Raw genomic sequence first — 13,919 nt, forward strand, 5'->3', positions numbered from 1 at the left:
GCCCCGGCTTTGGTATGAAGGACTTACTATGACCTGCGCGCATGGCGACCCGGAGGATGGCGATCTGATCGGTCAGGACGGCAAGATCGCCGTGCCGGACCATGTCGCCGACGCCATCCGAACGCTGATCGCCTGGGCCGGGGACGATCCCACGCGCGAGGGGCTGGTCGACACGCCCAAGCGGGTCGCACGCGCCTGGCGGGAATATTGCGCGGGCTATGGCGACGACCCCGCCGTCCACCTGTCGCGGATCTTCGAGGAGGTCGGCGGCTATGACGAGATCGTGCTGCTGAAGGACATTCCGTTCCAGTCGCATTGCGAGCATCACATGGCGCCGATCATCGGCCGCGCGCATATCGCCTATCTGCCGCGCAACCATGTCGTCGGTATCTCCAAGCTCGCTCGCGTCCTGCATGGCTTCGCGCGCCGGCTGCAGGTGCAGGAACGGCTGACCGCCGAGGTCGCCGACTGTATCTGGGACAATCTGAAACCGCTGGGCGTCGCGGTGGTGATCGAGGCGACCCATGCCTGCATGACCGCGCGCGGCGTCCGGACGCCGGGCGTGTCGATGGTGACCAGCCGGATGATGGGCGTGTTCCGCGATGACGAGCGCAGCCGCAAGGAAGTGCTGTCGCTGATGGGCCTGAGCGGATGACCGTCCGCACCGTCCTGGTGACAGGTGCGGCCAAGCGGCTGGGCGCAGCCGTCGCCCGGCGGCTGGCATCCGACGGGCATCGGGTGGTGATTCACTATAACGGTTCGGCCGATGCGGCGGCGACGCTGGCGGCGGAGCTGGGCGCGGTGACGGTACGGGGCGACTTGGCCGATCTGGACGGCGTCGATACGCTCTTCGCGCGCGCGCGAGCGGCGGCGGGCGGGCCGATCGACGGGCTGGTCAACAGCGCCTCGGCCTTCGTCTTCGACCGTCCGCCACAGACCGACGCCGCGCTGATGGCGACGTTATACGCGATCAATGCCGCCGCCCCCGCGCTACTCGCATCGGCACTGGCGCGACAGGACGACGTGACGGACGGCGCGGTCGTCGACATCCTCGACCAGAAGCTCGCCAATCCCAATCCCGACTTCTTCGCCTATAGCTGCGCCAAGTTCGCGCTGGCGGGGGCGAACACCATGCTGGCGCAGGCGCTGGGTCCGCGCATTGCCGTCAACGCCGTCGCGCCCGGCCTCACCCTGCAAAGCGGCGACCAGAGCGACGCGGAATTCGCCGCGGCGTCGGTCAAGAACCTGCTCGCCCGCCCGATCGGCGCGACGGCGGTCGCGCAGGCCGTGTCCTTTCTGCTGACCGCGCGCGGCGTTCGTGGCCAGACCCTGTATGTCGATTGCGGGCAGCGCTTCTGCCGCCGCGACGGAGACGTGATGTTCGAGGGGCGGGCATGAGCGCGACCTATACGATCCTGCTCGACGAGATGACGGTGGCGATGCATCTCGGCATCCACCCGCACGAGGTCGCGCCACAGCCGGTCAGCCTGTCCGTGGCGATGACCGTCACCTATCCCGCCGCGCCGAGCGCCGACCGGATCGAGGAGGTGCTCGACTATGACTTTCTGCGCGAGGGCATATTGGCGATGGCGCGGGGGCCGGGCTTCGCGTTGCAGGAAAGCCTGTGCGAGGCGGTGGCCGCGCTCTGCCTCGCCGATCCACGCGTGACGGCGGTGAAGGTCCGCTCGACCAAGACCGGCATCTATCCCGACGCCCGGATCGGTTGCGAGATCGAGCGGACACGCTGACCCTGTCACCAATTCGTCATCGATCCTTCATCAATCTGTTGCGAACCTCCATGCCGCTGGCCTAAGCCGCGATCGCGAAACGGCCGGGGTCAAGCAGGTGAACAAGTCGAGACGTCATGCGGCGCGCCATGGCACCGCCGCCGCGCTTCTGCTCGCGCTGGTGCCTGTGCCCGCTGCCGGGCAGACGATCCAGGAACTCCAGCGCCAGATCGACGAGTTGAAGGCGCAGATCAAGACGCTGACCGAGGCGCAGCGGGCGGCGGCGATCCCGGCGGCCCCCGCACCGGCCGCCATTTCCCCGCCGTCGGTCGTCGCGTCCGCTCCTGTGCCCGAGCCACAACGGGTGGCGACCATGCCCCAGCCGCCCTCGTCGCGGACTCCCTGGTATGAGCGGTTGAAGCTACGCGGCTATACGCAGATCCGCTATAACGGCCTGCTCGACAGCGCGGATGCGCCGGGCCCGAACGGCTCGCGACTGCGCTCGGTGCATGACGCCTCGATCAACGACGATGGCGGCTTTCTGCTTCGCCGGGTTCGGCTGGTGCTTCAGGGCGATGTCACCGACCGGTTGCAGCTCTATTTCCAGCATGACTTCGGCGCGGCGGTGAACAACCAGTCCAGCAGCGAGCGGCGCGAGAATTTCGGGCAGCTCCGCGATGTCTATGTCGACTGGTTCCTCGATCCCGAACGTCGCCTGCGCCTGCGCTTCGGCCAGTCCAAGGTCCCGTTCGGCTGGGAGAATCTGCAATCCTCGTCCAACCGCCTGACGCTCGACCGGTCGGACGCGATCAACAGCGGCGTGCCGGGTGAGCGCGATGTCGGGATCAACGCCTATTTCACGCCCGCACCGGTCCAGGCGATCTGGGACCGGTTGGCGAAGAACAAGCAGAAGCTGTTCGGCAATTACGGCGCATTCGGCGTGGCGCTGTACAACGGGCAGGGGACCAACCGGACCGAGCGCAACGGCGTGTTGATGAAGGTGGCGATGGCGACCTGGCCCTTCGCGCTCGACGGGCTGGGGCCGCTGTTCCGGGGGCAGGTCCTCGAGCTGGGCGGATCGGCGATGTTCAACCGCTTCCGCCCCGAGCTTCGCAGCGGCGGGGTCAGCCCGATCGACTATGGCGACGACCGTGTCGCGTTCCACGCCATCCTCTATCCGCAGCCCTTCGGCATCCAGACCGAGTGGACGGCGGGCGTCGGGCCGCAATATGACGGCCAGACCGGTATCGTGCGATCGCGCCGCCTCGGCGGGGGGTATGTCCAGTTGATGGCCGATATCGGCAGGACGCCGGTCGGCCGCGCCATCCCCTATGTCCGCTGGCAACGCTATCGCGGCGGTTGGAAGGCCAATGTGGATGCACCGCGCATGGAGACCGACGAATGGGAACTGGGCTCCGAGATCCAGCTTGTCGAGGCGCTCGAGTTGACCATCGCCTATGCCCGGATGGAGCGGCGCGAAGCGGATGCGCGACGCATCGGCCGCGCGACGGGCGACCTGATCCGGACCCAGTTGCAGTTCACCTATTGAGCCGGGTCCGTCCCGCCACGAAGAGCATCGATCGGCTCAGTCGCCGCCGCCCGGACTGTTGAAGTCGATCCGGATGCGCACCCATTCGCCGACCATCACCTTGCCGCCGACGCGGGGTGCGCGGACGCGGAATTGCCAGGCGGCTTCCCGCATCGCGCGTCCCAGCCCCGAGCCGACCGGCGATTCGCCCAGTATCCGGCAATTCTCGACCCGATAGTCGGGGATCGTCTTGCAGGCGATCAGCGCCCAGCTCCCCGGCGGCGGCGCGCTGTGCAGATAGCCGTTCAACTCGGCATTGCTCGGGCGGTGCGGATACCATTCGGCATTGTAGAGCCGCTGTCCGCCCGGCCCTTCGCCGGGACCATAGGCCGAGGCGCTGTCCTGCCCGCGATCGTCGCCGTCGCTCGACCCGACGCCCTTGCCCGATCCCTTGGGTAGCGCGGCGATGTCCCCGGCGTTGAACAGCGACTTGTCGCCCCATTGCCAGGGCGTCGGTGCGGACTGGTCGGCCTGTTTCTCGGTCGGCGGCTTGGGGGTGACGGGCTGTTTGGGTGTCACCGGCGCCTTCGATCCGCCCGCCGCCGCCGGCTTGCGCGTCACCGTCCGGGTCTTGGGCACCGGCGCGCCGGCCTCCTGATCCGAGGGCGATACGGAGAAGCTGTTGAGCGAAGAGGACTTTTCCGGCTCGATCAGCTTGGGCGCGAGATGGAAGAGAAGCCAGGCCAGCAACAGGTGCGCCAGCACCGTCAGCGTGATCGACGCACCCCGCTCGCGAAGCTTCTCGCGATAGCGCTCCGGGATGAAGGCCCACCGGCCGGGTGCGGAGGAAGGGGCGCCGCCGTTCATGACCGGAACACCGCCGCGTCAGACCATCGGCCCGCCACCGCCCCTGCGCGGGAGGACATGAACCAAGCTCCGACCGCCGCCATGTCGTCGACTTAGCCGAGAAGGGCGGCGGTCGGACGCATCAGGCCCGATTGGCGGCGGACAGCACCGCGCGAACGCTGGCGGTGGCGATGTCGGTGTCGATCCCGACGCCGAAGACGATCCGGCCATCGGCGGTCCGTGCCTCGACATAGGCGACGGCCTGCGCATCGGCGCCGTGGCCGATCGCATGCTCGTTATAGTCGACCACCTCCAGGTTGGGGCCCGTGGTGTCGGCGAGCGCGGCGATCACGCTGGAGATCAGGCCGTTGCCGCGACCCGAAATCGATCGTTCCTCACCGTCCACCAGCACGCGACCGATAAACGTCCGCTGGCCCGCCGAGCCGCTTTCCTCATAGTCGCGCAGCACAAACCGGTCGCCGTCGCGCGGCAGATAGGTCGCCTCGAACCCGCCCCAGATATCGGCGGCGTTGAGTTCGCGGCTGGTCGCGTCGGCCAGTGCCTGGACATGGCGGCTGAAATCGGCCTGCAGCCGCTTGGGCAGCTTGAGCCCCTTGTCCTGTTCGATCACCCAGGCGACGCCGCCCTTGCCCGATTGCGAGTTCACGCGGATCACCGCTTCGTAGCTGCGGCCCAGATCGGCGGGGTCGATGGGGAGGTAGGGGACTTCCCACAGGTCGTCGTTGCGCGCCGCCTGCGCCGCGAAACCCTTCTTGATCGCGTCCTGATGGCTGCCCGAGAAAGCGGTGAAGACCAGGTCGCCCGCATAGGGGGTGCGCGGATGGACGGGCAGGTTGGTGCAATATTGCACCGTGTTCACCACCTCGTCGATGTCGGAGATGTCCAGGCCGGGATCGACCCCTTGCGTGTACATATTGAGTGCGACCGTCACGAGATCGCAATTGCCGGTCCGCTCGCCATTGCCGAGCAGGCAACCCTCGACCCGGTCGGCCCCCGCCATCACGCCCAGTTCGGCCGCCGCGACGCCGGTGCCGCGATCGTTATGCGTGTGGAGCGAGATGACCACCGAATCGCGGTTCGGAATGTTGCGGCCGAACCATTCGATCTGGTCGGCATAGACGTTGGGCGTCGCGCATTCGACGGTGGCGGGCAGGTTCAGGATCAGCGGATGGTCGGGCGTCGGCTTCAGCACGTCCATCACGGCGGCGCAGACCTCGACCGAGAAATCCAGTTCGGCGGTCGAGAAGGTTTCCGGACTGTATTCGAAGAACCAGTCGGTATGGGGACGCTTGGCCGCCTCGTCGCGCAGGATCTTGGCGCCCTCGACCGCGATCTGGCGCACCTCGTCGCGGGTCATGCCGAACACGATCTTGCGCCAGGCCGGACTGACCGCGTTGTAGAGATGGATGATCGCGGCGCGCGCGCCCTCCAGGCTCTCGAAGCTGCGCTCGATCAGGTCGCGGCGCGACTGGGTCAGCACCTGGATCGTCACGTCCTCGGGGATGCGGTCGCCCCGGATCAGGCCGGAGATGAAGTCGAATTCGGTCGCGCCCGCGGATGGAAAGCCGACTTCGATCTCCTTCAGCCCGACCTTGACGAGCAGGTCGAACATCCGGGTCTTCTTCTCGGCGTCCATCGGATCGATCAGCGCCTGGTTGCCGTCGCGCAGATCGGTCGACAGCCAGCGCGGCGCCTTGGTGATGCTACGGTTCGGCCATTGCCGGTCGGGCAGGGCGATGGTCGGGAAGGGGCGGTATTTGGTCGAAGGATCGCGGAGCATGATCGTCGGGTCTTCCAGCATTCTCGGCCGCGTCAGGCCAGCGCGCGGCGGGGATTGGCTCTTGGGTTCATTCAGCCCTTAGGGAAGTCGCGCATGGCCACGCCGATCCTCCCCTAAGGGCGGATAAGTCGAAGCGAACGAAGCAGCAGCGCGGCGATCATGATGGCAGGGGTCATGCCGTGTCGGGGCGGCCTTGTCCATATCGAGAATGATGACGCGCGCCTGACGACGGCGGCACAAACGAACGAGGCCGCTCATTGTGGAAGCGGCCTCGCCGTGTCGGGATCGCCCTGATAACCAACCTTCGATCATCCTTGGCACCACCCCGGCGAAGGCCGGGGTCCAGTTGTCCAACGATCGGAGCGTCTTACCGATGTCGGCCCAACTGGATCCCGGCCTTCGCCGGGATGGTGTAGGGGAGTGGGAACGCGAAGGCGTTACTGCGCGGTGAAGGCGGCGTTGATCGTCAGGTCGACCTCGTCGCCGACGACTGGCACATAGGTGCCGACGCCGAAGTCCGAACGCTTGATCTTCCCCGTCGCGCGGAAGCCGATGTTCAGCTTCTTCGACATCGGGTTGGTGCCCGCGCCGAAGAAGGTCGCGTTCAGCGTGACCGGCTTGGTCTGGTCCTTGATGGTCAGGTTGCCGGTGATGACCGCCTTGTTGCCCATGACCTTCACGCCCGTCGAGACGAAGCGCGCGGTCGGATAGGTGGCGGCGTCGAAGAAATCCTTCGACTTCAGGTGGTTCGCAAACGGCGCGGCGGTGACCGAGAGGTTGTCGATCTTGAAGGTCACGTCGACCTTGGCGGCCTGTGGGCGGGCCGGATCGATGGTCAGCGTGCCTTCCGACGCGCCGAACTGCCCCTCGAGCGTCGAGAAGCCCATATGATTGAGCGACCAGGTGACCTGGGTATGCGCGGGATCGACGGCATAGGTGCCCGCGACGACGCGCGAGGCGACCGGCGCGCCGGGCTGGGTCTGCGCGATGGCGGCGGGGGCGGCGAGGACGAGCGCCAGGGCGACGGGAACGACGAAACGCATGGGTAAACTCCCTGTTGGACCAGGCCTTTGTGGTCGGTGCGCACTAGGCACGTCAAAGGCCAGAGTTGCAACGATGCGTTTCCTGGTTGGGGTGGGGAGGGAGGTCTCTGCGAGGCCCCGTTGCCCTCCCCCATCCCCTCCCGCCTGCGGGAGGGGAGCGGTTTGGGGCGGCGGTTTCGCTTTCCTCGAAGCCGCAGGCCAGTTTCGGCGCTGGACGGTTCCGCTCGGCACGCCCCTCCCGTAAACGGGAGGGGATGGGGGAGGGCTACGGTGTCTCACCGAGCCCACCCCCCAGACGATCAATCAGTTCTTCGCCTTGTCCACCAGCTTGTTCGCGCCGATCCACGGCATCATCGCGCGCAATTCGCTGCCGACCTGTTCGATCGGGTGACGCTTGGCGGCGATGCGGCTGGCCTTGAGTTCGGGCTGGCCGGCGCGGTTGTCGAGGACGAAGTCCTTCACGAAGCGGCCTGACTGGATGTCGGCGAGGACGCGCTTCATTTCCTTCTTGGTCTCTTCGGTGATGATGCGCGGGCCGGTCTTGATGTCGCCATATTCGGCGGTGTTCGAGATCGAGTAGCGCATGTTGGCGATGCCGCCCTCATACATCAGGTCGACGATCAGCTTCAGTTCGTGAAGGCACTCGAAATAGGCCATTTCGGGGGCGTAGCCCGCCTCGACCAGCGTCTCGAAGCCCGCCTGGACCAGCGCGGTCGCGCCGCCGCACAGCACGGCCTGCTCGCCGAACAGGTCGGTCTCGCACTCTTCGCGGAAATTGGTCTCGATGATGCCCGAGCGACCGCCGCCGACGCCACTGGCATAGGCCAGCGCCACGTCATGCGCATTGCCGCTGGCGTCCTGGTGGATGGCGATCAGGCAGGGCACGCCGCCGCCGCGCACATATTCGCTGCGCACGGTGTGGCCGGGGCCCTTGGGCGCGATCATGATGACGTCGATGTCGGCGGGCGGCTCGATCAGGCCGAAATGCACGTTCAGGCCGTGCGCGAAGGCGAGCGCGGCGCCGGGCTTCATGTTGCCCTTCAGGTCCGCGTCATAGATCGCGGCCTGATGCTCGTCGGGGGCCAGGATCATCAGGATGTCGGCCCAGCCGGCGGCTTCCTTGTTCGACAGGACCTTGAAGCCCGCCGCTTCCGCCTTGGCGGCCGAGGCCGAACCGGGGCGCAGCGCGATCGCGACATTCTTGACGCCCGAATCGCGCAGGTTCTGCGCATGGGCATGACCCTGCGAGCCGTAACCCAGGATGGCGATGTTCTTGTCGGTGATCAGGTTCAGATCGGCATCGCGATCGTAATACACACGCATTTCAACTTCCCTTTCGAAATAGGCGGGCCCCGTCGGGCCTCATGATAGTCTGGAAATTTTGGAGGGTCAGGCCGCTTCGGCGCCGCGGGAAATCGCGGCGATGCCGGTGCGGGCGACTTCGACCAGGCCGACTTCGCCCATCAGCTCGACGAACTTGTCGATCTTGGCGATGCCGCCGGTGACCTCGAACACGAAGCTGGCGATGGTCGCATCGACCACTCGGGCGCGATAGACCTCGGCCAGGCGCAGCGCCTCGATCCGGCGGTCGCCGGTGCCCGACACCTTCACCAGCGCCAGCTCGCGCTCGACATGGTCGCCCAGCACGGTCAGGTCGGTGACCTTGTGGACGGGAACCAGCCGGTCGAGCTGCGCGATGATCTGCTCCATCACCGGCGGCGAGGCGCTGGTGACGATGGTGATGCGGCTGACGGCCTTGTCGGCGGTGATCTCCGACACGGTCAGGCTCTCGATATTATAGCCGCGCGCGGTGAACAGACCCGCGATCCGCGCGAGGATGCCCGGTTCATTGTCGACGATCACCGCCAGCGTGTGGCGTTCCACCTGTTCGGCCTTGATATGCATATCTAATCTCTTCCTCCCCGGAACGGAGTGGCAGGTGGATTGCCTCCCAGGCAATCCAGATCATGCCGGGGGCATGATCGACCTGCCACTGGGACCATGCGGAGCATGGTGGAGGGGGCCCTCCACCCATGCTGTCCTATGCGGCGATCCCCCTCCACCGTGCCGCTTCGCGTCACGGTCCCCCTCCCCGCGGGCGGGGAGGAGCTAAGAGTTACACCAGCGCCTTGGCCTCGTCGTCCATGGTGCCCGATACCTCGTTGGCCTGTAGGATCATGTCGGTATGCGCAGCCCCCGACGGGATCATCGGGAAGCAGTTGGCGAGTTTCGCCACGCGGCAGTCGACGATCACCGGTCCGTCATGGTCCAGCATCGCGGCGATGCCGTCCTCCAGCTCGTGGCGATGTTCGATCAGGATACCCTTCCAGCCATAGGCCTCACCCAGCTTCACGAAGTCGGGCAGGCTGTCCGAATAGCTTTCGGCATAGCGGCTCTCATAGGTCAGTTCCTGCCACTGGCGGACCATGCCCATATATTCGTTGTTCAGGATGAAGATCTTGACCGGCAGGCGATATTGCGTCGCCGTCGCCAGTTCCTGGATGTTCATCTGGATCGAGGCTTCACCCGCGATGTCGATCACCAGCGCACCCGGATTGCCGAGCTGCGCGCCGATCGCGGCGGGCAGGCCGTAACCCATGGTGCCGAGGCCACCGCTGGTCAGCCACTTGTTCGGCTTTTCGAAGCCGAAATGCTGCGCGGCCCACATCTGGTGCTGTCCGACCTCGGTCGTGATGATCGGCTGGCGCGCCCTGGTGGCGTCGTACAGCGCGCGGATCGCGCGCTGCGGCATGATCGCGTCGCCAGTCTCCGGGAAGGAGAGGCAGCCGACCGCGCGCCAGCCCGCGATGCGACGCTGCCATTCGGTCGTGTCCGGCCTGGGATGCTGGCGCGACTTCCAGATGCGCACCGCATCCTCCAGCGCGTGGCCGACATCGGCGATGATGGCCAGATCGACGCGGACATTCTTGTTCACGCTCGACCGGTCGATATCGACATGGACCTTGCGGCTGTTGGGGCTGAACGCGTCCAGCCGCCCGGTCACGCGGTCGTCGAACCGGCTGCCCAGTGCGACCACCAGATCGGCCTGGTTCATCGCCATATTGGCTTCGTAGGTGCCGTGCATCCCCAGCATCCCCAGCCACTGCGGGTCGCTGGCCGGGAAGGCGCCCAGGCCCATCAGGGTCGAGGTGACGGGCGCGCCGGTGATGCGGGCCAGCTCGCGCAGCAGCTGCGACGCGGCCGGACCCGAATTGATGATGCCGCCGCCGGTATAGAGGATCGGGCGTTCGGCGGCCGCCAGCATGTCGACCAGCTGCTCGATCTGGCTCTGGTCGGCCTTCACCTGCGGGCGATAGGTCTTGTGACGGATCGGACCCGGCTTCTGGTAGCGGGCGGTGGCGACCTGCACGTCCTTGGGAATGTCGATCACGACCGGACCGGGGCGGCCCGAGGTCGCGATGTGGAACGCCTCATGCACCACCTCGCCCAGACGCGCGGGGTCCTTCACCAGATAGTTGTGCTTGGAACAGTGGCGCGTGATGCCGACGGTATCGGCCTCCTGGAACGCGTCGGTGCCGATCAGCGCGGTCGGCACCTGGCCGGTGATGACCACCATCGGGATCGAATCGAGCAGCGCGTCGGTGATGCCGGTGACCGCATTCGTCGCGCCCGGCCCGGAGGTGACGAGCACCACGCCGGGCTTGCCGGTCGAGCGGGCATAGCCCTCCGCCGCATGGGTCGCCGCCTGCTCGTGGCGGACGAGAATGTGGCGGATGCGCCCCCCGTTCTTCGCCGCCCTGAACATGGCGTCGTAGATCGGCAGCACCGCACCACCCGGATAGCCGAAGACGACCTCCACGCCGAGATCGCACAGCGCCTCGACCAGGATATCGGCTCCGCTTTTCTCGGTCATCGTCTTCGTCCTTCTGCGTCCGTGCCCACTGACGGGGCGTGTCGGGAATGGCGCGGCTACAAGTTTAAAAAGTGCGCGTCAACCGTCATGAACGCAATAAAGTTTCTATTATGCTGCGGCGCACATCAGGGGCGGTGTCGGAAATCGCTGCCCAGCCTGGCCCCGGCTGATGACGAAACCAGGTGAATTGCCTTTTGGCATAATGCCTTGTCGCGAGCGCGCCTGCGGCCTCCGCTTCGGCGCGGGTCATCCGGCCGTCGAGCAGCGCGGCGGCCTCGGGAACGCCGATCGCGCGGCGGATCGGGGCATCGGCGGGCAGGTCCTCCCGCGCGAGCAGGGCGGCGGCCTCGTCCAGCCCGTCGTCCAGCATTTCGCCAAAGCGCCGGTCGATCCGGGCGTTCAGCCATTGGCGATCGGGCAGCAGGATGACGGCGGACAGGGCGATGCGGTCGCCGACCCCGCCCTCTTTCCGCGCCTGCCATTGGTGCAGCGGTCGACCGGTCGATCGCACCACCTCCAGCGCGCGCGCGACGCGGGTGGTATCGGCGGGGTTGAGGCGGGCGGCGGCGTTCGGGTCTTCGCGGGACAGCGCCTCGTGCGCGGCGGCGACGGGCAGGGCGCGGACCCCGGCCCGGACGGCCGGATCGATCTCGGGCACCGGCGCGATGCCCTCGAGCAGGGTCCGCATATACAGGCCGGTGCCCCCGACCAGTATCGGAAGCGATCCCGCCGCCACGCAGTCGTCGATCGCCGCCCGCGCTTCCGCCGCCCAGCGCGCGGCCGAATAGCCCGTGTCCGCGCCGTCGACATGGCCGAACAGCCGGTGCGGCGCCTGCGCGTCTTCCTCGCGGGACGGTCGCGCCGTCAGGACGGACAGGTCGCGATAGACTTGCGCCGAATCGGCGTTGATGATCGTGCCGCCGGTCGTCTTGGCGAGATCGAGCGCCAATGCGGACTTGCCGCTGGCGGTCGGCCCTGCAATGAGCGCGACCCTGGGACCGTCAGGGGAGTTCGCCATGTTCATCGCCACGCTGATAGCAGCCGAATCGATCGCCGAGCGCGATATTTCCGACGCGGTCGGGAAGATGGCGCCGCTGTGCGAGGTCGCGGACTGGAACTGGATCGACGAAGGGCGCGCGGCGGACATATTTTTCAACGCCGACCCGGAATATGCGAGCGGCGTGCTGCACGGATATTTCGCGACGCCCGAGCATCGCACCGATGTGGTGATCCAGCCCGCGATCCATCGGCAGAAGCGTCTGCTGGTCGCCGACATGGACTCGACCATGATCACCGTCGAATGCATCGACGAGCTGGCCGATTATGCCGGGATCAAGGATCAGGTCGCCGAGGTGACCGAGCGGGCGATGCGCGGCGAGCTCGACTTCGCCGCCGCGCTCGACGCGCGCGTCGCGTTGCTCGAAGGACTGGACGAAGGAGTCATCGCGCGCTGCCTGGCCGAGCGGGTTACGCTGATGGCCGGGGCTCGCGCGCTGGTCCGCACGATGAAGGCGCGGGGCGGTCATGCGATCCTGGTGTCGGGCGGCTTCACCCGCTTCGCCGAGCCGGTCGCGGCCGAGATCGGGTTCGACCGGGCCATCGCCAACGTTCTGGAGATCGCGAACGGCAAGCTGACCGGCACGGTGCGCAAGCCCATCGTCGGATCCCACACCAAGGAGCAGACGCTGCTCGCCGCGCTCGACGAACTGGGGATCGGCGCGGCGGAGAGCATGGCTGTCGGCGACGGCGCCAACGACCTCGCGATGATCCGCCGGGCGGGCCTCGGGGTCGCCTATCGCGCCAAGCCGATCGTCGCGGGCGCGGCGGCGGCGCGGGTGGACTATGGCGACCTCACCGCGCTGCTTTACGCGCAAGGCATATCCAGCGCGCACTGGATCACCGCCTGAATCGACGGGACAGGCACGCAGGACCGGCCGACCCACACGCCATTCCCCCCTTGCAGGGGAGGAATGGGGCGCGAGCAGCCTGCCTGTCCTTCCCTCGCCCCTCGTGGAGGGGAGAGGGGAGAATAAGCTGAATGTCGACCGGGCCTTTAGGGAACGACCACCACGCAGGGCTGGCCCGAGCGGCTGCACGCCGCCTGTGCCTCGCCGCGACTGGGGTAGCCCCCGGCCTGTAGTCGGGTAACGCCGCCCGTCGTCACATAGGAGGGTTGTGCGCCACCAAGGCGACCGCGAACCCGTTGCCACAGCGCGCTCGCATTTTCCCTGTCACGGAACGCGCCAAGCTGGATGCGCCAGGGGCCTTCGCTTCGGCGGACGGCGGGCGGCGGTGCCTTGGCGACGCGCGGCGTGGCCGGGCGCACGGGCTTGGGTTCAGGCGCTTCCCTAACGGCGGGGGCGCCCGGCATGGGATAGCGCGCGCCGGGCTTGCCAGTATCCGGCGATACCGTGCGGGTTGCGGCGACCTCCACTGGTTTGGCACGCGAAGGCTCGCTGCCGACCAGGACACGAGCTGGCCCGTTCGGCGTCGGGGTAGGCGTGGCGGCCAGTCTGGCGCGATATTGCTGGACCAGCTGCGTGCCCTGCTGCCGGTCGGCGGGGGTGATATACTGGTCCATCTGCGCCAGCGTTTCGGAGGCGGATTGCAACCCGTCCTGCGATGCCATCGTCATCAGCGCATAGGCGCGGGGATAGTCGCGCGTCACGCCGTCGCCATTGAACAGCATCGTGCCCAGCACCAGCTCGGCGCGCGGCTCGCCCCGCGCGGCGGACTTTTCCAGCCAGGGGAGCGCCTCGGCGCGCTTGCCCGCCTGGAACAGTGCCAGCCCGTAATTGTCGGAAGCGGGGATATGCCCCTGCAACGCGGCCTTGCGGAACCAGCTTTCGGCCAGCCCGGCGTCTACGGGCACGCCGCGTCCCAGCTTATACGCCTGGGCAAGGTTGAACTGCGCATCGGCTTCGCCCGCCACCGCGGGCCCGCGCCATTCCTCGACCGCCTGCCGGTAATCGCCCCTGGCCCAGGCATCGACGCCCGCCTTCACATCGGCGAGCGCGGGTGCGGCGGCAAGGCAGAGAGCAAGGGCGGTGAACCCTGCGCCGACGAGCGGGAACCTGCGCGACATCTTCTTCCCCCAACA

At 67.3% G+C, this 13,919-nt stretch carries 13 protein-coding genes; 5 read left to right on the forward strand and 8 right to left on the reverse strand.

Annotation, left to right across the window (positions count from 1 at the left end):
* The first annotated feature begins 28 nt into the window (after window positions 1-28).
* The 4 genes from folE (at window position 29) to LRP66_RS14130 (ending at window position 3,276) form a co-directional block, all read left to right on the forward strand.
* A complete protein-coding gene (folE, locus tag LRP66_RS14115; RefSeq protein WP_230483240.1) occupies window positions 29-655 on the forward strand; it encodes a GTP cyclohydrolase I FolE in 627 nt (208 codons plus the stop codon).
* Window positions 652-1,398, forward strand: coding sequence for an SDR family NAD(P)-dependent oxidoreductase (locus LRP66_RS14120; RefSeq protein WP_230483241.1), 747 nt, complete (start codon window positions 652-654; stop codon window positions 1,396-1,398). Before folE ends, LRP66_RS14120 begins: the two co-directional genes overlap by 4 nt.
* Window positions 1,395-1,748, forward strand: a complete 354-nt coding sequence (locus LRP66_RS14125; protein WP_230483242.1) for a dihydroneopterin aldolase — start codon at window positions 1,395-1,397, stop codon at window positions 1,746-1,748. The genes LRP66_RS14120 and LRP66_RS14125 overlap by 4 nt, the downstream gene beginning before the upstream one ends.
* Window positions 1,749-1,845: 97 nt before the next feature.
* Window positions 1,846-3,276 (forward strand): porin, encoded by a 1,431-nt coding sequence (locus LRP66_RS14130; protein ID WP_230483243.1) that lies wholly within the window; start codon window positions 1,846-1,848, stop codon window positions 3,274-3,276.
* 36 nt (window positions 3,277-3,312) lie between these two features.
* On the opposite strand, the gene LRP66_RS14135 is transcribed toward LRP66_RS14130, so the two are convergent.
* The 7 genes from LRP66_RS14135 to miaA all read right to left on the reverse strand — a co-directional run bounded on the left by LRP66_RS14135 (window position 3,313) and on the right by miaA (window position 11,843).
* Window positions 3,313-4,122 carry a hypothetical protein gene (locus LRP66_RS14135; protein WP_230483244.1) on the reverse strand — a complete coding sequence of 270 codons (810 nt, stop codon included), beginning with the start codon at window positions 4,120-4,122 and terminating at the stop codon, window positions 3,313-3,315.
* A 121-nt stretch (window positions 4,123-4,243) separates the two neighbouring features.
* Window positions 4,244-5,902: a 2-isopropylmalate synthase gene (leuA, locus tag LRP66_RS14140; RefSeq protein WP_230483245.1), complete on the reverse strand. Its 1,659-nt coding sequence runs from the start codon at window positions 5,900-5,902 to the stop codon at window positions 4,244-4,246.
* A 437-nt stretch (window positions 5,903-6,339) separates the two neighbouring features.
* The gene (locus LRP66_RS14145) at window positions 6,340-6,945 is read right to left on the reverse strand and encodes a YceI family protein (protein WP_230483246.1); all 606 of its coding nucleotides are present in this window, start codon (window positions 6,943-6,945) and stop codon (window positions 6,340-6,342) included.
* A 303-nt stretch (window positions 6,946-7,248) separates the two neighbouring features.
* Window positions 7,249-8,268 carry a ketol-acid reductoisomerase gene (ilvC, locus tag LRP66_RS14150; RefSeq protein ID WP_230483247.1) on the reverse strand — a complete coding sequence of 340 codons (1,020 nt, stop codon included), beginning with the start codon at window positions 8,266-8,268 and terminating at the stop codon, window positions 7,249-7,251.
* Window positions 8,269-8,334: 66 nt separating this feature from the next.
* The gene (gene ilvN / locus LRP66_RS14155) at window positions 8,335-8,850 is read right to left on the reverse strand and encodes an acetolactate synthase small subunit (protein WP_230483248.1); all 516 of its coding nucleotides are present in this window, start codon (window positions 8,848-8,850) and stop codon (window positions 8,335-8,337) included.
* 211 nt (window positions 8,851-9,061) lie between these two features.
* On the reverse strand, window positions 9,062-10,819 hold the full coding sequence (gene ilvB, locus LRP66_RS14160) for a biosynthetic-type acetolactate synthase large subunit (RefSeq protein WP_230483249.1): 1,758 nt from the start codon (window positions 10,817-10,819) through the stop codon (window positions 9,062-9,064).
* An 85-nt stretch (window positions 10,820-10,904) separates the two neighbouring features.
* A complete protein-coding gene (gene miaA / locus LRP66_RS14165) occupies window positions 10,905-11,843 on the reverse strand; it encodes a tRNA (adenosine(37)-N6)-dimethylallyltransferase MiaA (protein WP_230483250.1) in 939 nt (312 codons plus the stop codon).
* Between miaA and serB the strand changes: the two genes are divergently transcribed.
* Window positions 11,836-12,726, forward strand: a complete 891-nt coding sequence (gene serB, locus LRP66_RS14170) for a phosphoserine phosphatase SerB (protein WP_230483251.1) — start codon at window positions 11,836-11,838, stop codon at window positions 12,724-12,726. The two genes, miaA and serB, sit on opposite strands and share 8 nt — an antisense overlap.
* Window positions 12,727-12,872: 146 nt before the next feature.
* Here serB and LRP66_RS14175 read toward each other — a convergent pair whose 3' ends face one another.
* A complete protein-coding gene (locus LRP66_RS14175) occupies window positions 12,873-13,904 on the reverse strand; it encodes an SPOR domain-containing protein (RefSeq protein WP_230483252.1) in 1,032 nt (343 codons plus the stop codon).
* Window positions 13,905-13,919 lie beyond the last annotated feature (15 nt).

The sequence above is a fragment of the Sphingomonas sp. Leaf21 genome (assembly GCF_916858675.1).
Classification (GTDB): Bacteria; Pseudomonadota; Alphaproteobacteria; order Sphingomonadales; family Sphingomonadaceae; genus Sphingomonas.